Below are 20,599 nucleotides of genomic sequence, written 5' to 3' on the forward strand. Positions count from 1 at the left end.
CCGGTCGATTCCGATCGGCGGGCCCGCTACAGCATCAACCGGATCATGTCGGCGGTGTGCGCCAGGCCGGGAAACGCCTCCGGCGTCGACCGCGGATGCAGCGCGTGCACCGCGAGCCGGAACATGACCGCGCGCAACAACATCTGCGGCCACTCCGGCAGATCCGACCACCGCTCGAGCAGGCCCGGATCCGCACCGCCCCAGGACAGCGCGTCGACCACGATCACCCCCGCCGCCCAGGACGCGGGCCGCCAGTACGGGGCGATGTCGGTCAGCCCCGGAGCCTGGCCGTTGGTGAACAACACCGTGCCGAACAGATCACCGTGCACGAGCTGCGACGGTATCCGCACGGGTTTCCGCAGCGTCGCGAGCTGCGCCAGCATATCGATGCTGTGCCGGCCGTCCGGCGTGGTCACCGGCAGCATGCCGCCGGCTTTCAGGCTGCGCAGCGGGACCGTCTCCCAGGCGGCCCGGTCGGCGGCGACGAAGACATCGACATCGACCCACGGCGCGATCGGCTGCTGGGCCAGGAAACGCGGCCGCTCCAGCCGCGCGGTGGCGTAGTGCAGGCGCAACGACACCGACACCACCTCGTCGTGGCGCGGTTCCGGGGTGCCGTCCATATAGGTATCGGCACGCCAGCCGGACACCACGTAGCGACCGTCGGTGGCGCGCACCGGCCGTGCCAGCCGCACCCCGTCCACCTGCAGTGTCTCCCGCACCTTCGCCGACCACGCCGCCCGGGCGTGATCGGCCACCGGGCTGAGCACCACCTCGCCGCACCGCCACCCACCGTCCCAGTCGCCCAGCGCGACCGGGGCCACTTCGCGCAGCCCGAAAGTGGCCCGCACATGCTCCGGAGGTTCGACAGATGTCACGGCCGTACCGTAACCCCGCCGACTTGTCCACTCGAGACAACGCGCCGGAGGTCAGGGCACCGAAACGACCACCATCAGTAGACGGGCAGGCTCGGGTCTACCTGGTTGGCCCAGGCGACGATTCCGCCCTGGAGGTGGGTGGCGTCGGAGAATCCGGCGCGCTTCAAGGCCGCCAGTGCCTCCGCGGAGCGGATGCCGGTCTTGCAGTGCAGGACGATCGGGGTGTTCTGCGGGAGTTCGGCGAGAGCCTCGCCGGACAGGATGCGGTCCTTGGGGATCAGGGTCGCGCCGTCGATGCGGACGATGTCCCATTCCACCGGTTCGCGGACATCGATGATGGCGACGTCCTTGCCCGCGTCGAGCATGTCCTTGAGCTCGCGAGCGGTCACCGTCGAACCGACCGCGGCGGCCTGGCCCTCCTCGGAGACCACGCCGCAGAACGCCTCGTAGTCGATGAGTTCGGTGATGGGCTGACGCTCCGGATCGCGCCGCAGCTTGATGGTGCGGTAGTTCATATCCAGTGCGTCGTAGACCATCAGCCGGCCGAGCAGGGTCTCCCCGATACCGGTGATCAGCTTGATGGCCTCGGTGACCATGATCGAACCGATCGACGCGCACAGCACACCCAGCACACCGCCCTCGGCGCAGGACGGCACCATGCCCGGCGGCGGCGCCTCGGGGTACAGGTCGCGGTAGTTGATGCCACGCTTCTCACCGTTCGGACCGTCGGGGGCGTCCTCCCAGAACACCGACACCTGGCCCTCGAACCGGTAGATCGACCCCCACACATAGGGCTTACCGGCCAACACGGCGGCGTCGTTGACCAGGTAGCGGGTGGCGAAGTTGTCGGTGCCGTCGACGATCAGGTCGTACTGCGCGAACAGATCGACCGCGTTCTCCGGCTCCAGCCGGAGCTTGTGCAGTACCACCTCGACGCCGGAATTGATCTCGAGAATCGAATCGCGCGCACTGTCGGCCTTGCTGCGGCCGATATCGGATTCACCGTGAATGATCTGCCGTTGCAGATTCGACGCGTCCACCTCGTCGAACTCCACGATGCCGAGCGTGCCGACACCGGCGGCGGCCAGATACAGCAGCGCCGGCGAGCCTAGACCACCGGCGCCGATCACCAGCACCTTGGCATTCTTCAGACGTTTCTGCCCGTCCATCCCGACATCGGGAATGATCAGATGCCGGCTGTAGCGGGCGACCTCATCCCTGGTCAGCTCCGCGGCCGGTTCGACCAGTGGCGGCAGGGACTGTGGTGATGACACGTCGCAGACTCCTCGAATCGAATTCGCCGATAGGGCTTGCATGTGCAACGCGGCGAACCGAGCCGTTCTTCCCAGCTCGCCTCTCCGCGAGCCGTCGTGCCGGCATGCCGTTGCTATCCCCGAGGATACGGCCAGGGGTTGAACCGGCATTTCTTCCCGTCCATCGGCACCACGCCCTGCGGGTCCAGGGTCGCGATGTCGTTGTTGCGGGTGCCGAAGGTCTGCTGCATCATCACCGGCGCCAGACCGCCGTCGACCTCGCACGGCTGGTGTTCGTGGTAGCCGATGGCATGGCCGACCTCGTGATTGATCTGGTACTGGCGATAGGAGCCGATATCGCCCTCGAAGGCGGTGGCGCCGCGCACCCAGCGCACCTCCGAGAGCACCACGCGGCCGAGATCGGAGTTGTAGCAGGAGGAATCGATCGGAATCTCGAAACCGCAGGCCGATTTGGTGGTCTGCCGCGAGGTCAGCGAGATCCGGAAATCCGGTACGCCGGTGTCGATGCGGCGGAAACCGAAGCGTGGGTCGTGGGTCCAGCTCTTGGGATTGGCCAGGGTCGCCTCCACCATCTTGGCGACCGAATCGTCCCCGCCCAGCGCGGTGGTGTCGACGCCGTTCTCGACCTCGACGGTGTAACTGAACTGATGCTCCTGACCGGCCCCGATCTGCGCCGACGTCCCGGGAACGATATGCCAGGTGCCCGCCGCGGTCTCCGTGAACGCCCCGCCCGCGGGGAGCGCGCCGGAGGGCGGATCGCCGGCGAACTTACCGTCACCCTTGGGCGGTGCGCCGATGATGCCGGCCTTACTGGTGTGCTGACTGAGCCGGCCCAGCGCGGGTGTGGAGCCGCCGGAGGTGTCGGTACCCCCCTTGACGGCGTCCACGACGACCAGCACGGTGATGATCACCAGCACCGGCAGTGCGTAGGCTCGCCAGCCGTAGGTGGAGACGAACCGGCCCAGCGCGCTCTGCTTCTTCGTATCCCGTTCCGGCCGTGGCCGATTCGCCGCATCGTGAGCACCGGTCGGATCCCATTTCGCACGCAGCGGTTGATGGGAACGATCGCCGTGGCCGTTGCCGGAATACAGGCCGAGCGGATCGTAGAATTCGGGGATTTCCGTAAGTTGCTGCCGGTCACGCCGGTCGGCGCCGGCCGATTCCGGGCGCGCGGCCAGCACGCCTGCGGGGCGAGGCGAATCGGGCCCGCCGGTCGGTCTGCCCCGTTGATCGCTCACCCGAACAGATTCTCACAGGCCGTTCTGTGGCAGCTACATACCTGCCGTTGACCGGCCGGGGTTGCGAGAAATCTCACGGCTGTGCGAGATTTCTCACGGCGGCCAGTTACTGACAGGTTGCCAATAGGTGTGGAAGGTTATTCGAATACCACAACGGCAGGAACGGGATCGGCTTCCCAGCCAGTGCACCCGACCGGCAGCGGGCTGCATCACGAACGAGTATCGTTCGTTGAATACCGTGCACATCCACGTTCCCGCCGGGAATCGACTGGGAGAACCGAAATGACTGACCTCGTGGACCGGATGACGTCCTCGCGACTGTCGTCCGAGGCCATGGCACCGAGCAAGCGCGGAACCCGCCTACCCCGGGAGGCCCGCCGTGCCCAGCTGCTCGCCGCGGCCAGCGAGGTTTTCGTGCTCCGCGGCTACCACGCCGCCGGCATGGACGAGATCTCGCAATGCGCCGGCGTCTCCAAACCCGTTCTGTACCAGCACTTTTCGAGTAAACTCGAACTGTATCTGGCGGTCCTGCAGAACTATATCGACGCCCTGGTGTCGAGCGTCCGCCAGGCGCTGCGGTCGACCACCGACAACCGGCAGCGCGTCCGTGCCGCCGTCGCGGCGTACTTCGACTTCGTCGATCACGAAACCCAGGGTTTCCGACTGGTTTTCGAATCCGACCTGACCAGCGAGCCGCAGGTGCAGCGGCGCGTCGAACAGGCCACCGAGGCCTGTGTGGACGCCGTCTTCGACCTCGTCGCCCACGATTCCGGACTGGACCCCTACCGCGCCCGCATCCTGGCCGTGGGACTCGTGGGCGCCAGCCAGATCACCGCGCGCTACTGGCTCGAGGCGGACCGGCCGATCCCGAAGGAAGAGGCCGTCGACACCACCGTCCAGCTCTGCTGGGGTGGCCTGTCCCGCGTGCCGCTCTCCCAGCGGTAGAGCGCTCCCCCGCCTCTCCGCGTATTTCGCGTACAAACTTTCGGCCCCGGCTTGCTCCACAGCAGGCCGGGGCCGGTCGTTCGTCATGCCCGCAGCGACTCCGGCCGCGGTCGTCTTCTATACCGCGGCGAAGCCCACGCGGCCGCTGGTGGAGGTGCCGATTTCGACATAGGCCACCCTCGAGGCCTGGATCAGGTACTTGCGCCCCTTCTCGTCCTCGAGGGTCAGCACACCACCCGAACCGCTCAGCGCGCCGGATACCAGCGCCTCGACCTCCTCGGGGGTCTGCGAGCTGGCGATCACCAGTTCCCGCGGGCTATCCGAAATGCCGATCTTGACCTCCACGGCCAACCTCCTAGAGTCCAGATGGTGTCGTTGCCCAGGCTAGTGCAGCGAGGGGGCCGGCGACGACGCGCCCGCCTGTGCTGTCAGCGAACAGCCGGCCGGCCGTCGCGGGCTGCTCATCCCAGGCTCAGCACCCGCATCCGCTCGGCGTGCGAGTTCTGCATCCGCTCGAACAGCGCCGCCACCCCGTTGAGGTCGCCGGTCGCGGTGAGGACCAGTTCGGTCAGCTCGTCGCGCTGGGCCATGACGTACTGCGCCTGGGTGATGGCCTCACCGAGCAGCCGCCGGCCCCACAGCGTGAGCCGGTCGCGCTCGGAGCGGCTGACGGTGACCGCCCGGCGCACCTCCTCGATGACGAATTCCGAGTGGTGGGTTTCGGCCAGCACATCGCGCACGACCGCGGCCACTTCCGGGGCGAGCGCATCGGCGAGCACCGCGTAGAAGTCGGCGGCGATACCGTCGCCGACGTAGAACTTGACCATCGACTCGAGCCAGTTCGAGGGATCGGTCGAGGCGTGGTAGTCGTCCAGGGCCCGCACGAACGGCGCCATCGCGTCGAAGACGTCGACGCCGCGGCCCTGCAGCGCTCGCTCGAGCGTGTCGAAATGCTCCATCTCGGCAGCGGCCATCTTCGCCACCGCGACCTTGCCCCGCAGCGTGGGCGATAATTTCGCCTCTTCCGCCAAGCGGTAGAACGCGGAGATCTCACCGTAGGCGAGCACCGCGAACAGGTCGGTGACACCGAGATGGTCGGCGGGGATTCGATGATCGGATTCGGTCGAAACACCCAGCGCGCCAGACGTGTTTGCACCCATGGCCACCACCCTAATAGGTCGACGCCCGGAGGGGGCGGCGGCGCGACGCCGAAAAGAGTTCCCCCACACGCCGCACCTCACACCGGCATGTCCACGCCGACGGGTAGCTGCCTCCCCTGCACCGCCGGCTCATACCTGGTCGCCCAGGAACTTCTCCAAGTAGCTCCACGTGGTGTCGCGGGCGATCAGGATGCCCAGATGGCTGCCGGGCGATGTCTCGTAGCGCACCTCGCGGGCACCGGTCAGCGTCCGCTGCCCGTGCGCGACCGCCGCCGCGGGCGTGATCACGTCGTCGGTCCCGCCCACGAGCAGTACCGGCGCGGTGATCTCGGCCAGTGCGATCGGCCGGGCGCCGAGGTGCACCACGCCCTTGCCGATGTCGTTGGCCAGCATGAACCGGCTCCACAGCTGGTTGTAGAAGCGGCCGGGGTACCCGGGCAGCTGCGACTGGAACCGGTCGATGGTCTCCATCCGGGCCAGTGTCGCCGCATCGGTCAGATTGCTCGCCAGGAACATCGGCCGGCGCAATTCCCGATCCCAGGCCGCGGCCCGGTAGGCGATACGGGTCAGCGGCGCGGGCACACCGCCGGCCGCCCGGATCAGATTCGACACTGTGCGCCCGCCGTCGATCCGGGCCAGCGCGCGGACCTGCGGAACACCGTTGACACGGTTGTAGTCCAGCGGCGCGCCGACGGCGGTGACGGAGCGAATCGGCAGGGTCGCGTCGGCCGCGGCGGTGAGCAGCGACAGCACGCCGCCGAGGGACCAGCCGACCAGATCGACCGGAGCTCCGTCGCGATCGGCCGAGACGCGCCGCACCGCCTCGGGCAGGATGTCGTCGACCCAGTCCTCGAATCCCATGCGGCGGTCGGCGAAGCCGATCTCGCCGTAGTCGACGAGATAGGGCCGGCGGCCGATCTCGAGCAGGAAGCGGGCCATACTCTGGTCCGGGCGCAGATCGAAGCACACCGCCGGGGCCGCCAGCGGCGGAACCATCAGCACTGCCGTGTCGTCGGCGGCCGGCGGTCCGGCGGGATCGACGTCGAAGCGGCGCAGCAGCCGATGCGGTTCGTCCCAGAGCACCGTCGAGGGAGTGGGGACGGGCGCTTCGATGCCGTCGCCGAAGGTCAGCGCCCATGCGTTGCGGGCCGCGACGCCCACGGTCTCTGCCAAGCTCACGAGGACCAATTTATCGTGTGACACACCGTCTCACATATGTGGGCTGGACCACGCCGCGCCGCTCGCACACCCGGCGAGCGAAAGCAGACATATCGACGTCGACCACTCGCCCGCGCACACTTCCGCGAAATCAGCGTTCCGGCCGACCGCGCCATTTCGCGGGTCACGATGAATTGCCGTGTGCCGCATACGGACCGGAGAGCGAGCAGCGGACGGCGACAGCGGGAGTGAGGCGAAGAAAGTTATCACGCTACAATCTCTATGGGCAACGGAAATTTTCGCTCGCACCGCCATATCCCGGCCGGCTGATCGGGACCGGTGGTCGAGGCAGTGCGACAAGGGGTAACCGGGGCCCGCCGAAAATGTGCGCGCACCAGATCCGCGACCCCTTTGCGCCGCGCTCGGACAGCGATCCGGGTGGCGAGAGTGCAGGTGGAACCCGCCGGAAATGTGGTGGCCCGGAAATCCGGTCCCAATCCACCCTCGTGCGCGCTGGATGCGACAAACACGAGGAAGGCACGAATCCTGAGCAAGATCACCGTCGAACAAGAACCCGGGTTGGCGGACACGCTGCTGACAGCGGAACTCGACTCCACCCACACCACTCCGACATTCGCCGAATTGGGCGTTCGCCCCGAAATCGTGCGCGCTCTCGGCGAGATCGGAATCGAACACACTTTCGCCATCCAGGAGCTGACCCTCCCGCTCGCGCTGGCCGGCGACGATCTGATCGGCCAGGCCCGCACCGGTATGGGCAAGACCTTCGGATTCGGCGTGCCGCTGCTACACCGAATTGCGACCGCCGATTCCGGCACCACGGCATTGGACGGCACTCCCCGCGCACTGGTCATCGTGCCGACGCGAGAACTGTGCGTCCAGGTCACCCAGGATCTGGAGAATGCCGGTAAATATCTGAGCAATCAGAAGGGACGCCTGCGCGTCACCTCCATATACGGCGGCCGTCCCTACGACGCACAGATCGCGGCGCTGCGCGAGGGCGTCGACGTCGTCGTCGGCACCCCGGGCCGCCTGCTGGATCTGGCCGAACAGCAGCATCTGATTCTCGGCAAGGTCGGCGTTCTCGTGCTCGACGAGGCCGACGAAATGCTCGACCTCGGCTTCCTGCCCGATATCGAGCGCATCCTGTCGATGGTTCCCGAACAGCGTCAGACGATGCTGTTCTCGGCGACCATGCCGGGACCGATCATCACGCTGGCCCGCACGTTCCTGCACAAGCCCACCCATATCCGGGCCGAGGAACCCTCCGATTCCGCGGTGCACGATCGCACCGCGCAATTCGTCTACCGCGCGCACGCGCTGGACAAGAGCGAATTGGTCGCGCGGATTCTGCAGGCCGAGAGCCGCGGCGCGACCATGATCTTCACTCGCACCAAGCGCACCGCCCAGAAGGTCGCCGACGATCTGGCCGACCGCGGTTTCGCCGTCGGCGCGGTACACGGCGATCTGGGCCAGATCGCGCGCGAGAAGGCGCTGGACAAATTCCGTAAGGGCAAGATCGACGTGCTGGTCGCGACCGATGTCGCCGCCCGCGGTATCGATATCGACGACGTCACCCACGTCGTGAACTATCAGTGCCCCGAGGACGAGAAGACCTACGTGCACCGCATCGGCCGCACCGGCCGGGCCGGGCGCACCGGTGTCGCGGTCACGCTGGTCGACTGGGACGAACTGCATCGCTGGGAGAGCATCAATTCCGCGCTGGGCTTGGGCATTCCCGAGCCGGTGGAAACGTACTCGCGCTCCGAGCACCTGCGCAGCGACCTCGGCATTCCGGAGAACGCGACCGGCACCGTGCGGCGCGCCCCCGCCCGCGAACCGGATGCGGTCGTGGAAGAGCGGGAGGCTCGCCAGCCGCGCAAGCGCAACCGCCGCCGCACCCGTGGCGGCAAGGCGGTCGACGCGGCCGAGGGCACCACTGCCGAGTCGGCCGAGTCGGCGACGGACACCGCGGAAAGCGCTGCGGCGCAATCGGTTCCGGACGAACAGCCCGCGAGCGACGCGGCCGAGGGCGACAAGCCGGCACGGCGTCGTCGCCGTCGGCGTCGTAAGCCCGCCGCGGAGGGCGGCGAGACTACCGGCGCTGATGCCTCGGCGACCGAGTCCGGTGGTGCGGCAACGGGTGGCGATCACACTGCCGCATCGGCCTAGTCGCCGGATCGGTTAGTCTCGCTGACGTGCTCGCACCCGAGCGGCGGACGCGCGCCGATCTCTATGCCGCAGTCGCGATCGCCGTTGTCGTGGCGATCGCGGCGGTTGTCGTGTGGTCGACGAGCGACGCCCGCGGCACCGAATCCGATCCCGCGGCCCATCCGGCCTCGGTGGCGCCGACGGCGGATCGTCTGCCGGACGCCCTCACCGAGCGATGGCACGCACCCGACGGCGTCGCCGCGCGGGCACTGGCCTCGAGCGGCGTCGCCGTCACCGGTGACGGCGGCACCGTCCGCGGCCTCGACGCGGCCACCGGGCGCGAGCTCTGGAAGTATCAGCGCGATCTGCCGCTGTGCGCGCTGGAGAGCCAATTCGCCACGGTGATCGCCACCTATCGCGATCCGCGCGGTTGCAGCCAGACCACGATGCTCGGCGCGGAGGACGGGCGGCGGCGCACCGCGCGCAGCAGCTATATGGACTCGCAGGTCCGGCTGTCCACCGACGGCACCTACGTGCTGGCCCAGGGCCCGCGCCGGCTGGAGGTGTGGCGTTCGGATCTGGTCCGCACGCTCGAATACGGCTACGTCGACGCGCAGGTGAACCCGCGCACGCAACCCCGGCACGACTGCACGCTGCTGTCGGCGGCCTCGGGCGGCAGTCGCCTGGCCGTGCTCGAACGCTGCCCCGACGACCCCGCGGACCGGCTGACGGTGCTGAATCCGGCGCCGAAGGACGCCTCCGCCCCGGAGGAGTACGGCTCGCACGTCTTGACCGAACCCGGAGCGGCGGCCGCCAACGCCCGCGTCGTGGCGGTCGCGGACAATCGGATCGCGCTGTACCTTCCCGGAACCGATGCCGCCCCACCGGAATTCGCGATCTACGATGCCAACGCGAATTCGCTTGCGGTGCATCGTCTTTCCGCGCCGATCGCCGACAACAGCACGGTCACCCGGCTCGGCTCGGCGTATTTCGTGTTCACCGGCAACAGCGTGATCGCCTTGAGCGCGAGCACCTTCGAGCCGCTGTGGACCGCACCGGACGCCCTGGGCGCACCGGCGATGATGGCGGGCAACGTCCTGGTGCCGGTCGCCGACGGTATCGCGGCGCTCGATCCGGGCAGCGGCGCCCAGCAGAAGCGGATCCCGTTGCGGCGCAGCGACTATCACGGGGAGCCGATTTCGCTGGCCGTGAGCGGTCCGGTGGTGCTGGAGTTGCGGGGCGGCCGGCTCTACGGAACCAGCTGAGCCCACGCCTCGATCCGTCCGCCCGGCCGCTCGCGCGGTGCGGCATGATCGAAATCATGAGTGCATCGGACAGGGACTATCGGCTGGTGCTGCTGCGGCACGGCGAGACCGCGTGGTCGGCGGCGCGCAAACACACCGGGCGCACCGATATCGCGCTCACCGAACGCGGCGAAGCGCAGGCCCGGGCCGCGGGGAAGGTCGTGGCGGGACTCGGCCTGAGCGATCCGCTGGTACTGACCAGCCCGAAGCAGCGCGCCGTGCACAGCGCCGAACTGGCCGGGCTGCCCGATCCGCGCATCGACGACGACCTGGTCGAATGGGACTACGGCGACTACGAGGGCCTGACCACCCCGCAGATCCGCGAAACCGCGCCCGGCTGGACGGTCTTCACCGGCGACGTCCCGGGCGGTGAATCCGCCGATGCGGTCGGCGCGCGGGCCGACCGGGTGCTGGAATCGGTGGCGCCCGCGCTGCGGATGCGCGATGTGGTGCTGGTCGGGCACGGACATTTCTCCCGGGTGCTGATCGCGCGCTGGGCGGGGTTCCCGGCTCGGGAGGGACGGCGATTCTTCCTGTCCACGGCCGCGATCAGCGTGCTGGGGCACGATCACCAGGCCGCGACGATTCTGGCGCACAATATCGTGCCGCCCGAGGCGAGCCGAGAATCCGACACCGAGGCGAGCCGATGATTCGCCGCGCCACGCCCGAGGATGTGCCCGCCCTGGTCGACCTCGTCTACGACCTCGCCGACTACGAGAAGGCGCGCGAACAGTGTGCCTTGACGGCCGCCGACCTGCACTCCGCCCTGTTCGGTCCGGCGCCGGCGCTGTTCGCCCATGTCGCGACCGTCGATGGGCGGGTCGCCGGATGCGCGATCTGGTTTCTGAACTATTCGACCTGGACCGGTAAGCACGGCATCTATCTGGAGGATCTGTACGTCCGGCCGGAGGCGCGCGGTCGCGGCCTGGGCACGGCGCTGCTCGCCGAACTGGCCCGCGAGGCCGTGGCCAACGGATACACCCGGGTGGATTGGTCGGTGCTGGACTGGAATACGCCCTCGATCGAGTTCTACCGCGGGCTGGGTGCGGTGGCCCAGGACGAGTGGACCGGGTTCCGGCTCGCGGGCGACGCGCTGGCGCGGCTCGCCGATCCCGGAAAAATCTGAGAATTCCGCGCGGCCGGTGTCGATTCCGCGGCGGGGTGCGCGTCGAAGAGTTGAATGGCTCGAAAGGCGGGCCACCCACTCGGAGGACGAAACCATGTCGCAATATCTGATCCTCATCTACCAGGACGAGCGTGCCGTGGCCGAACCGGAGGCCGGCGACGCGATGGTGGACAGTCACCGGCAGTTCGGCGAGGCCCACGCGGCGGCGCTGCGCGGCGGAAACGCCTTGCACCACAGTCACACCGCCACCAGCGTGCGGCCGGACGGCGCCGGTGACTTCGTGATCACCGACGGCCCGTTCGCCGAGACCAAGGAGCAGCTCGGCGGCTACTACCTGATCGAGGCCGAGGACCTCGACGCCGCGATCGCCATCGCCCGCCGCGTGCCGATGAACTCCGGGGGCGTGGAAGTGCGCCCGGTCCTCGAATTGAGCTGAGCCGCACCGTGCTCGACGACCACTCCCCCGATCCCGCCCGCATCGACCGCTCCACCGACCGGGTCGCCGCGGCGGTGGCCGACGCGCATCGCCGGGAGTGGGCGTTCGTGCTGGCGGCGACCGTGCGGGTGACCCACGACCTCGAGCTCGCCGAGGAATGCGTCCAGGACGCGTACGCGCAGGCGCTGGTGCGATGGGCCGCGGACGGAATTCCGTCCCGGCCCGCGGCCTGGCTGACCACGGTGGCGCGCAATCGCGCACTGGATCTGCTGCGCCGGCAGTCCACCGCGCGCCGGGCGATGCCGTTGCTCATCGCGGACGAAAAAACCAGCGGGACAACCGATTTCGATGCCATCGATCCGTACGATCCGCAGTTCCCCGACGACCGGCTGCGACTGATCTGCACCTGCTGCCATCCGGCGCTGGCTCCGCAGACCCAGGTCGCGCTCACCCTGCGTCTGGTCTGCGGGCTCACCACGGCCGAGGTGGCGCGCGCCTTCCTGGTGGCCGAGCCGACGATGGCCGCGCGGATCACCCGCGCCAAGAAGAAGATCGCCGCGGCCCGGATTCCCTACCGGGTACCGGCACCGGCCGAACTGCCCGAGCGCGTCGAGGCCGTGCTGGCGGTGGTGCATCTGCTGTTCACCACCGGGCACACCGCACCGTCGGGCGAGGACCTCATCCGCCGCGATCTGACCGAACGTGCCCTCGATCTGGCGCGGATGCTGCACGCTCTGCTGCCCGAGGATCCGGAGATCGCGGGCCTGCTCGCGCTGCTGCTGCTCACCGACGCCCGCCGCGCGGCGCGGGTGACGTCCGCGGGCGCCATGGTCGCGCTGGCCGATCAGGACCGCGCGCGCTGGGATCGGGAGGAGATCACCCAGGGCATCGCGCTGGTGCGCTTCGCGCTGGAACGGCGGCCGGGCCGCTACGGGCTGCAGGCCGCGATCGCCGCGGTGCACGCCGAGGCGCCCAGCTACGCCGCCACCGACTGGCGGGAGATCCGCGGTCTCTACGACGTGCTGATCCGGATCTGGCCGTCGCCGGTGGTGGCGCTCAACCGAGCCGTTGCGATCGGGATGGCGGGCGATCCGGCCGCCGGGTACGCCGCGCTCGACGCCCTCGCCGCGGAACCGCAGCTGGCCGGGTACAGCTATCTGCCCGCCGCGCGCGCCCACTTCCTCACCGAACTCGGCCGGTTCGACGAGGCCCGGCTCGCCTACTCCGAGGCCCTGCTGCTGACCGAGAACGCCGCCGAGCGCGATTTTCTCGACCGACGCCTGGCCGAACTCGACCGACGCGCCTCCGGCCGCCACAACGGCCGCTGAGGCGGCGTTTCGCGCGGTCGCGGGCATAGGGTGGACCGATGGATGTGACCGTTCGTCCCGTGACGGAATCGGAAGTGCCGGAACTAGCCCGCGTGCTCGGCCTGGCGTTCGACGACGATCCGATCGTGCAGTGGTGCATACCGGCCGAACGCACCCGGCCGGCCCGCGCGGCGACCATGTTCGGCGCGCTGATCCGGCATCTGTACCTGCGGCACGGAGCGGTCGACGCGGCTTTCGACGCGTCGGGCCGGATCGTCGGGGGCGCGGTGTGGTCGCCGCCCGGGCAGTGGAATTCCTCGGACGCCGATCAGCTGCGGATGCTGCCCGCGCTGGCGCGTGCGTTCCGGCTGCGGCTGCTCGCCGCCGGGCGGATGTCGGACCGGATGAGCAAGGCGCATCCGCACGAACCACATTGGTATCTCGCCATCGTCGGCACCGATCCGGCGGTTCGCGGCAAGGGGTACGGGCACGCCCTGCTGGCGCCGCGACTGGCGCACTGTGACGAAACCGGCGCGCCCGCGTATCTGGAATCCAGCAAGTTCGCCAATATCGCGTATTACGAGCGCTTCGGCTTCGATCTGCGCGGCGAACTCGACGTCACCGGCGGCGGACCACTGCTGTGGCCGATGTGGCGTCAGTCCGCGACGTCGTAGGCCTGGGCCATCCAGCGCACCGACGGCGGCGAGAAGATCAGGCCGAGGGTGACGAGTGCGAGCAGCCCCACCGGAATGCCCAGTTCGAACCGATGCGAGCTGAGCATGTACCAGGCGGCGGGCAGCAGCAGGACCTGCGCGATCACCACGATGGCCCGGCCCCAGCGCTTTCCGCGCAGCAGGCCGATCCCGGCGGCCAGCACCGCGCCGGCCAGGATGACGAACCAGGCGGCGGTGCCGTAGGCCGATTTCGCGGAGGTGTCGGCCGACGTGATGCCCTGCACCACGAGCACGATCGCGATGATCACCCCGATCAGGCCCTCGAGCGTGGCCAGCGCACCCGCGATGCGCACCGTGCCCGGAGTCGGGTCGGCCGCGCCGCCGGTGGTGTCGCCGGTGCTCTCACTGTCCGCGTTCTGCTTCGCCACCCGCCCAGCGTAGAACCGCGCGAACCGGGCCTCGCACGCGTGGTCACCTCCGCGGCGGGATTCGGCGGCGATCGCTCAGTAGGCTGCTCAGGGTGCGGACGCTGTTGATCGTGAATCCGAATGCCACCTCGACCACTCCGGCCACGCGGGATCTGCTCGCCCACGCGCTGGAGAGCCGCACCCAGCTCATCGTGGCGCATACCCAGCATCGTGGACACGCGGCCGAATTGGCGCAGTGGGCGACCGATGCCGAGATGGACCTGATCGTGGTGCACGGCGGCGACGGCACGGTCAACGAGACCGTCAACGGATTCCTCCCGCTGCCGGAACCGGGCGCGTCCGCATCGGCCCCCGCGGGCGTGGCGGAATCGGCCGCCGCGCGACGAGCGGGCACCTGGATCCCGCGGTTGGGCGTGATCCCGGGCGGTTCGGCGAACGTGTTCGCGCGTTCGCTGGGTATCGAAGCGGATCCGGTGGCCGCGACCAATCAGCTCATCGACCTGCTCTCGCTCGACGGCGGCGACGCCCATGCCGGCGATCGCCGGATCGGCCTGATGGTCGCCGACGGCCGCTGGTGCGCGTTCAGCGCGGGCGTCGGGTTGGACGCCGACGTGTGCGAGGCGATCGATCGCAGCCGCGCCGCGGGTCATGCCGCGACACCGGCACGGTATCTGCGCACCACGGTCCGGCAGTTCTTCCGGGCCAAGCGGCGCGAGCCCGCGATCACCGTGCACGTTCCCGGCCACGATCCGGTGCCGGGCGTGCATTACGCCTTCGTGACGAACACCAGTCCGTGGACCTATCTGGACAGCACTCCGGTGCGCACCAACCCCGGGACGACCTTCGAACGCGGGCTCGGCGTGTTTGCGATGCGGACCATGGGGGTATTGCCGACACTGTCGGTCGCCAGGCAACTCCTGGCGTCCGACGGAGATCCGAAGGCCCGCAATTTGTTTCGCGTCGACGACGTATCTTCGGTGCGAATCGAGGCCGACGACGAGGTCGGCCTGCAAATCGATGGCGACTTCATCGGCCGCCGCAACGTGGTGGATTTCACCTCGGTGCCAGAAGTGCTCGAAGTGGTCGCTCCCGAGCCGGATTCCGCCCGACACAACTGAGAAACCTCGCAGTTGCGCTGCGGAAACCAGCACAAGCGAGTACAAAGGACTCCGCAGGCCCGGCTTTTCAGGGCTTTAGAGCGTGAGCTTCCCCACGGTGCACCCGAAGGCTATTGACATCTACGGTGTTCGTGAAAGCATTCACAAGCAACCGTGCGGAAACATTCGAGACGCACAAGTGAACGGACCACAAACCAGCGGCGCCTTACGGCGCCCATGCAAAGGAGCAGAGGAATGGACTGGCGCCACAAGGCCATCTGTCGCGACGAGGACCCCGAGCTGTTCTTCCCGGTGGGTAACAGTGGTCCGGCGCTCGCGCAGATTGCCGATGCCAAGCTGGTCTGCGCCCGCTGCCCCGTGACCGCCGACTGCCTGTCCTGGGCCTTGTCCTCCGGACAGGATGCCGGCGTGTGGGGTGGCATGAGCGAAGACGAGCGCCGGGCGCTGAAGCGGCGCAACGCCCGCACCCGCACTCGCAGCGTCGTCTGAGACGCGCAGCGTTACCGGCACGTAGTAACCGCACAGCCCGACCGGTAACGCATTTCGGCCCGGCACCGGAAAGGTGCCGGGCTTCACTGTTTTTGTTGCCGGATTGTTTTCCCGCGCTATTTCACATAACCGTTCGGTGGCGATTCGGACTTATCCGATTTCCGCGACTCGCATGTGCGCGAGGCGCCGTTTCAGCGCGCGTTACGGCGACCCAGCGGCACCCGCAGCACGGCGTCGGTGCCGATATCGGCGCCGGGATGCAAACCGATCGAGCCGCCGAGTTCCGCGGTCACGAGAGTGCGCACGATCTGCAATCCCAGCCGATCGGAACCGTCGAGGCTGAATCCCTCCGGCAACCCGCGTCCGTCGTCGCTGATGATGACATCCAGCCACCGCGCCGAACGCTCGGAACGTATTGTGACAGTGCCGTTTTCGCCCGCGTCGAAGGCATGCTCGATGGCGTTCTGCACCAATTCGGTCAGCACCATCACCAACGGGGTCGCGCGTTCGGCCGAGAAAACTCCCAGCGAACCGTCGCGGCGGACCTTGATGCGCGCGGTGTGCACGGTCGCCACATCGGCCATGATCGGCAGCAGGCGATCGACCACCTCGTCGAGGTCGACCTCCTCGTCCACCGACATCGACAGCATTTCGTGCACGGAGGCGATGGAGGTGACGCGGCGCACCGATTCGGTGAGCGCCACCCGGGCCTCTTCGTTCTCGGTGCGGCGGGCCTGCAGGCGCAGCAGGGCGGCGACGGTCTGCAGGTTGTTCTTCACCCGATGATGGATCTCGCGGATGGTGGCGTCCTTGGACAGCAACGCCCGGTCGCGGCGCTTGACCTCCGTGACGTCACGGACCAGCACCGCGGCCCCCGCCAGTTCACCGTGCGGGCGCAGCACCAGCGTGCGCAGCAGTACCGTCGCGCCGCGCGCCTCGACCTCCATCCGGCGGCCCGATTTGCCGGCCAGCGCGGCCTGGATGTCGCTGACGACCTCCTGTGCGTCGAACGGATCGGTGATCAGCGAGCGGGTCGATTGGGCCAGATCCTGTCCGGCCAGCTCGCTCTGCAGGCCCATGCGGTGATACGCCGACAGCGCGTTCGGGCTGGCGTAGACGACCAGGCCTGCGGTGTCGAGGCGGATGAAGCCGTCCCCGGCGCGCGGGCTGGAATGTGAGCCGGTGCGGTCCTCCAGAGTGGGGAAGGTCCCGTCGGCGATCATCTGACACAGATCGTCGGCGCAGCTCATATATGCGTGCTCGAGGCTGCCGCGGACCTTCGAGCGCTGCATATCGGTATCGCGGCCGAGCACGGCGATGACGTCGGTGCCGCAGCGCACCGGGATTCCCTCGCGGATGACCCGCGCCGGGGTGGGGTGGTAGACGCCGGTGGATTCGCCGTCGCCCTCGACCCGCACGATCTCGCCCGAACTCAGGGCCTGGAAGATCTGCGGATGTTCCTGGTGCGACGCGAGCGATCCGACCAGATCGTCGGGCTGGACCGTCGGGGCGGTCGTGGGCCGGCATTGGGCGACGCAGACCACGTCGGCGCCGTCGGTCACCGGGCCGATCCCGACCCACAGTTGCAGATCGGCGAACGACAGGTCGGCCAGCAGCTGCCAATCCCCCACCACGCGCTGCAGATGGTCCACCGCCGCACCGGGGAGATCGGTGTGTTCGGCGAGCAGATCACTAAGAGTGGACACGGGAACAAAGGCTACGGCACCCGCCCGCGAGCCGAAGTCGTGTCGCGGCGGAAGCTACGAGATGACGGCGATCAGATCGCCCTTCTGCAGGACGTCGCCGGGTTTCACATTGATCGAGGCGACGGTGCCGTCCGCCTCGGCCACCACGGGGATCTCCATCTTCATCGACTCCAGCAGCACCAGGGTGTCGCCTTCGCGCACGGCCGCGCCCTCGTGCGCGACGATCTGGAAGACGGTGGACACCATCTCCGCGAGCACTTCCTCAGCCATGACACCCTTCCGGTCGATCGGCCCGTATCCGCTGACGGTACAGCCAACCACATCCGTACCGAGAGCGTTCGATCGCTCGAAAGATACCGGGCCGTAGGCGCTGTCGCGCCGGTTATGCGGTGGCGCTTACCCGGACCCAGGTGTTGTTGACCGCGGCCGTGCCGGACAGCGGGTCGACCAGTGCCGGGTCGTGGAGGAGGTTGACGTTGGCGCCCGGGAGGGAGGCGGCGACCCGCCAGCCGACGCCGGGTTCGCGGTGGCCCCAGCCGTGCGGAATCGCGACCGTGCCCGGTCGGATATCGTCGCCGACCTCCAGGGTCACCACGATCGAACCGCTCGACGAGGTGACGGTGACCGGTTCGCCGTCTGCCAGCCCGCGCGCGCCGGCGTCGGCCGGATGCATGAGGACGGTGCAGCGATCGCGGCCCTTCACCATGGCCGGGACGTTGTGCAGCCACGAGTTGTTGCTGCGCAGATGGCGACGGCCGATCAGGCGCAGATCGAATCCGTCGGCACCGCCGGGCGGCGTCGCCGGCAGGTCGGCGAGCAGCTTCGCCACCTCGGCGCGGAAATCCTGCGGCGCCAACCGGACCTTGCGGTCGCGGGTGCCGATCAGCGTGCGCAGGCGCGGGCGCAGCGGTCCGAGATCGATGCCGCCCGCGGAGGCGCGCAGTTTGGTGATGGTCAGGCCCGCACGGCCGCGGCGCAGCACGCCGTACGGACCGGCCGCGATGCCCAGAGCCGCCAGCCGCACCGGCGAGAGGCGTTCGAACATCGCGTTCAGCATCCTGCCGGTGAGTCGTCGCGCCGGCAGCGGCACGACCTCGGTGACCAGCCGCGCCATGATCTGCCAGTCCTCGAGGCCGTCGGCCGGCGGCTCGAACACCCTGGCGTCGTAGCGCAGATTGTTGCGCACGCTGAACACCGGGAACAGCAGGTTGACGTCCTCGCGCTCGAGCTGGGACACCGGCGGCAGGATGATGTCGGCGTGCCGGGTGGTCTCGGTGACGTACATGTCCACGGCCACAAAGAAATCCAGCGATTCCAGCGCCGCGTCCAGGCGCCCGCGCTGCGGCGTCGACAGCACCGGATTGCCGGCATAGGTGACCATCGCCCGGATCTGCCCGTGGCCCTCGGTGAGGATCTCGTCGGCCAGCGCCGCCACCGGCAGTTCGGAACGGAAGGATTTGTAGCGGCCCGAGCGGTCGGTCCACGCGCCGTGGCCCATCGGCAGATATTTGCCGTAGCGGGCGGCGTCGACCGGCGCGGTCGCGAACATCTGCCCGCCCGCCCGGTCCAGATTGCCGGTCACGGCGTTGATCGTGTTCACCAGCCAGTGCGTGAGCGTGCCGGTCACCTGCTGGCATACGCCGATCCGCGCGTAGAGCACGGCCGAGCGGGCCGCGGCATGGTCGCGGGCGAATCCCCGGATGGTCTCGGCGTCGACACCGGCATGCGGGGCCGCCAGTTCGGGCGTGCACTGCGCGACGGTCTCGCGCAGTTCGTCCCAGCCCGAACAGCGCGCACGCACGGCCCGCTCGTCGCACAGCTTCTCGTCGATCAGGACGTTGAGCACGGCCAGCAGCAGATAGACGTCCCCACCCGGGACGACCGCGATGTGCTGGTCGGCCAGGCGTGCGGTCTCGGTGCGGCGCGGATCGATCACCACGACCGTGCCGCCGCGCTCACGCACCCGCTTGATGCGCTGCTTGGCATTCGGCATGGTCGTCACCGACCCGTTCGACACCGCCGGATTCGCGCCCAGGATCACCAGCCGGTCGGTGCGGTCGATATCGGCGACCGGCATCAGGACATTGGATCCGAACATCCGCCAGGCCGCGAATTCCTGCGGCAACTGATCGATCGAGGAGGCGGAGAAGAAGTTGTGGGTCGACAACGCGACCCGCAGCAGCAGGCCGTACATCACCGAAGAACTATGGGCCGCAGGGTTTCCCAGATACATGCCGATCGCGTTCGGACCGTGCTCGGAGCGGATCCGGCGCAGCCGCTGCCCGATCTCGCGGAAGGCTTCGTCCCAGCCGATCGGCTCGAACCGATCGCCGACGCGGCGCACCGGCGTGCGGAGCCGATCCGGGTCGTGGTGCAGCGCTCCCATCGCCGTGGCCTTGGGACAGATATATCCCTCGGACAGCACATCGTCGGGATTTCCCTCGATGCGGACGACGCGGTCGCCTTCGACGGTGACCCGGATTCCGCAGTGCGCCTCACACAGGGTGCACTGTCGAGAAACAATGCGAGTATCCATGGCACATCCTCTCACGCGCGGGGCATCTCGCAGCGTACCGGCGCCCGCGGCCTCGGTACAGCCCCGCCGGATCGGCCGTTACCGCCCGCGGATTTCGTAGAGCAGGGTGCGGCCGTCACGGACGACCGTCCGCACGGACTGCCGGTAGGTCGTGTGGCCGCCGTCGGGCCGATGCTCCTCGATATCCACATCGAACAGATCCGGCGCGCGCGTGGTGATGTGAACGCAGTACGTGGTCCCGGGCGGGATCACGGTGTCGATCGCCTGCTGCAGACCGTCGGCGGCGGCGACGTTGACGGTGTCCGGGGCGACGAAGGCCTGAGCTCGCTCACCGCTGCGCTCGGTGTAATACGAATACTCGAATCCCAGAATGGAATTCGGCCCGTCGGTGACGCCGCCGGCGCCGTTGCCGACGACGATGCCGTCGTGCGACTCGGCCGGGCACGGCGGAGTCTGCGGCGCGGGGGCCGGGGCGGATGTTTCGGCGGATCCGGCAGGGGTCGGGGTCGTCGCGGTCGTCGCGGTCGCGACCGCGGCGGCGGTACCCGGTTCCTCGCGCGCGACCGTCACCGCCAGCGCGATTCCGCCACCGGCCAGCGCGAGCACGACGACGGTGGCCGCGGCGGCGACCCACCACTTGCGCCGGCGGGGCC

The 20,599-nt window shown here is 68.8% G+C and carries 21 protein-coding genes; 10 read left to right on the top strand and 11 right to left on the bottom strand.

Annotated features, from left to right (window positions below; translation table 11 throughout):
- Positions 1–26 precede the first annotated feature (26 nt).
- The 3 genes from NK1_RS19550 to NK1_RS19560 form a co-directional block, all read right to left on the bottom strand.
- Positions 27–878 carry a TIGR02569 family protein gene (locus NK1_RS19550; RefSeq protein WP_063010565.1) on the bottom strand — a complete coding sequence of 284 codons (852 nt, stop codon included), beginning with the start codon at positions 876–878 and terminating at the stop codon, positions 27–29.
- Between the two features lie 74 nt (positions 879–952).
- The gene (gene moeZ, locus NK1_RS19555) at positions 953–2,152 is read right to left on the bottom strand and encodes an adenylyltransferase/sulfurtransferase MoeZ (protein WP_036504450.1); all 1,200 of its coding nucleotides are present in this window, start codon (positions 2,150–2,152) and stop codon (positions 953–955) included.
- Between the two features lie 113 nt (positions 2,153–2,265).
- On the bottom strand, positions 2,266–3,270 hold the full coding sequence (locus NK1_RS19560) for a DUF3152 domain-containing protein (RefSeq protein WP_245660675.1): 1,005 nt from the start codon (positions 3,268–3,270) through the stop codon (positions 2,266–2,268).
- Positions 3,271–3,672: 402 nt separating this feature from the next.
- On the opposite strand from NK1_RS19560, the gene fasR reads away from it, so the two are divergent.
- Complete coding sequence (gene fasR, locus NK1_RS19565; RefSeq protein WP_030515992.1) at positions 3,673–4,335, top strand: HTH-type transcriptional activator FasR; 663 nt, start codon at positions 3,673–3,675, stop codon at positions 4,333–4,335.
- Positions 4,336–4,452: 117 nt separating this feature from the next.
- On the opposite strand, the gene NK1_RS19570 is transcribed toward fasR, so the two are convergent.
- The 3 genes from NK1_RS19570 to NK1_RS19580 all read right to left on the bottom strand — a co-directional run bounded on the left by NK1_RS19570 (position 4,453) and on the right by NK1_RS19580 (position 6,674).
- Positions 4,453–4,680 carry a DUF3107 domain-containing protein gene (locus NK1_RS19570; protein WP_063001415.1) on the bottom strand — a complete coding sequence of 76 codons (228 nt, stop codon included), beginning with the start codon at positions 4,678–4,680 and terminating at the stop codon, positions 4,453–4,455.
- A 116-nt stretch (positions 4,681–4,796) separates the two neighbouring features.
- Entirely contained in the window at positions 4,797–5,495 is a 699-nt protein-coding gene (locus tag NK1_RS19575) for a ferritin-like fold-containing protein (RefSeq protein WP_063010567.1), read from the bottom strand.
- Between the two features lie 129 nt (positions 5,496–5,624).
- Positions 5,625–6,674: an alpha/beta fold hydrolase gene (locus NK1_RS19580; RefSeq protein ID WP_063010569.1), complete on the bottom strand. Its 1,050-nt coding sequence runs from the start codon at positions 6,672–6,674 to the stop codon at positions 5,625–5,627.
- Between the two features lie 558 nt (positions 6,675–7,232).
- Here NK1_RS19580 and NK1_RS19585 point away from each other — a divergent pair.
- The 7 genes from NK1_RS19585 (at position 7,233) to NK1_RS19615 (ending at position 13,669) form a co-directional block, all read left to right on the top strand.
- The gene (locus tag NK1_RS19585) at positions 7,233–8,843 is read left to right on the top strand and encodes a DEAD/DEAH box helicase (RefSeq protein WP_174552739.1); all 1,611 of its coding nucleotides are present in this window, start codon (positions 7,233–7,235) and stop codon (positions 8,841–8,843) included.
- A gap of 26 nt (positions 8,844–8,869) precedes the next feature.
- Positions 8,870–10,087 (top strand): Rv3212 family protein, encoded by a 1,218-nt coding sequence (locus NK1_RS19590; RefSeq protein WP_063010571.1) that lies wholly within the window; start codon positions 8,870–8,872, stop codon positions 10,085–10,087.
- 56 nt (positions 10,088–10,143) lie between these two features.
- Complete coding sequence (locus NK1_RS19595) at positions 10,144–10,776, top strand: acid phosphatase (protein ID WP_245660671.1); 633 nt, start codon at positions 10,144–10,146, stop codon at positions 10,774–10,776.
- On the top strand, positions 10,773–11,252 hold the full coding sequence (locus NK1_RS19600) for a GNAT family N-acetyltransferase (protein ID WP_063010576.1): 480 nt from the start codon (positions 10,773–10,775) through the stop codon (positions 11,250–11,252). The genes NK1_RS19595 and NK1_RS19600 overlap by 4 nt, the downstream gene beginning before the upstream one ends.
- Positions 11,253–11,346: 94 nt before the next feature.
- Positions 11,347–11,688, top strand: coding sequence for a YciI family protein (locus tag NK1_RS19605; RefSeq protein WP_063010578.1), 342 nt, complete (start codon positions 11,347–11,349; stop codon positions 11,686–11,688).
- Positions 11,689–11,696: 8 nt separating this feature from the next.
- Positions 11,697–13,016 carry an RNA polymerase sigma factor gene (locus tag NK1_RS19610; protein ID WP_167354277.1) on the top strand — a complete coding sequence of 440 codons (1,320 nt, stop codon included), beginning with the start codon at positions 11,697–11,699 and terminating at the stop codon, positions 13,014–13,016.
- A gap of 59 nt (positions 13,017–13,075) precedes the next feature.
- Positions 13,076–13,669 carry a GNAT family N-acetyltransferase gene (locus NK1_RS19615; RefSeq protein ID WP_245660672.1) on the top strand — a complete coding sequence of 198 codons (594 nt, stop codon included), beginning with the start codon at positions 13,076–13,078 and terminating at the stop codon, positions 13,667–13,669.
- Here NK1_RS19615 and NK1_RS19620 read toward each other — a convergent pair.
- Positions 13,651–14,097 (bottom strand): hypothetical protein, encoded by a 447-nt coding sequence (locus NK1_RS19620; RefSeq protein ID WP_439955951.1) that lies wholly within the window; start codon positions 14,095–14,097, stop codon positions 13,651–13,653. The two genes, NK1_RS19615 and NK1_RS19620, sit on opposite strands and share 19 nt — an antisense overlap.
- Positions 14,098–14,189: 92 nt before the next feature.
- On the opposite strand from NK1_RS19620, the gene NK1_RS19625 reads away from it, so the two are divergent.
- Complete coding sequence (locus NK1_RS19625; RefSeq protein WP_063010582.1) at positions 14,190–15,215, top strand: diacylglycerol/lipid kinase family protein; 1,026 nt, start codon at positions 14,190–14,192, stop codon at positions 15,213–15,215.
- Between the two features lie 234 nt (positions 15,216–15,449).
- Positions 15,450–15,704, top strand: a complete 255-nt coding sequence (locus tag NK1_RS19630; RefSeq protein ID WP_030516005.1) for a WhiB family transcriptional regulator — start codon at positions 15,450–15,452, stop codon at positions 15,702–15,704.
- A 191-nt stretch (positions 15,705–15,895) separates the two neighbouring features.
- On the opposite strand, the gene NK1_RS19635 is transcribed toward NK1_RS19630, so the two are convergent.
- The 4 genes from NK1_RS19635 to NK1_RS35030 form a co-directional block, all read right to left on the bottom strand.
- Positions 15,896–17,410, bottom strand: coding sequence for a sensor histidine kinase (locus tag NK1_RS19635; RefSeq protein WP_063010584.1), 1,515 nt, complete (start codon positions 17,408–17,410; stop codon positions 15,896–15,898).
- A 54-nt stretch (positions 17,411–17,464) separates the two neighbouring features.
- Positions 17,465–17,680 carry a biotin/lipoyl-binding carrier protein gene (locus tag NK1_RS19640; RefSeq protein ID WP_036504493.1) on the bottom strand — a complete coding sequence of 72 codons (216 nt, stop codon included), beginning with the start codon at positions 17,678–17,680 and terminating at the stop codon, positions 17,465–17,467.
- 112 nt (positions 17,681–17,792) lie between these two features.
- Positions 17,793–19,946 carry a molybdopterin oxidoreductase family protein gene (locus tag NK1_RS19645; RefSeq protein ID WP_063010586.1) on the bottom strand — a complete coding sequence of 718 codons (2,154 nt, stop codon included), beginning with the start codon at positions 19,944–19,946 and terminating at the stop codon, positions 17,793–17,795.
- 78 nt (positions 19,947–20,024) lie between these two features.
- On the bottom strand, positions 20,025–20,599 hold a 575-nt coding region (locus NK1_RS35030; protein ID WP_167354278.1), incomplete at its 5' end, for a DUF8176 domain-containing protein.

It is taken from the genome of Nocardia kruczakiae NBRC 101016, assembly GCF_001612965.1.
Classification (GTDB): domain Bacteria; phylum Actinomycetota; class Actinomycetes; order Mycobacteriales; family Mycobacteriaceae; genus Nocardia; species Nocardia kruczakiae.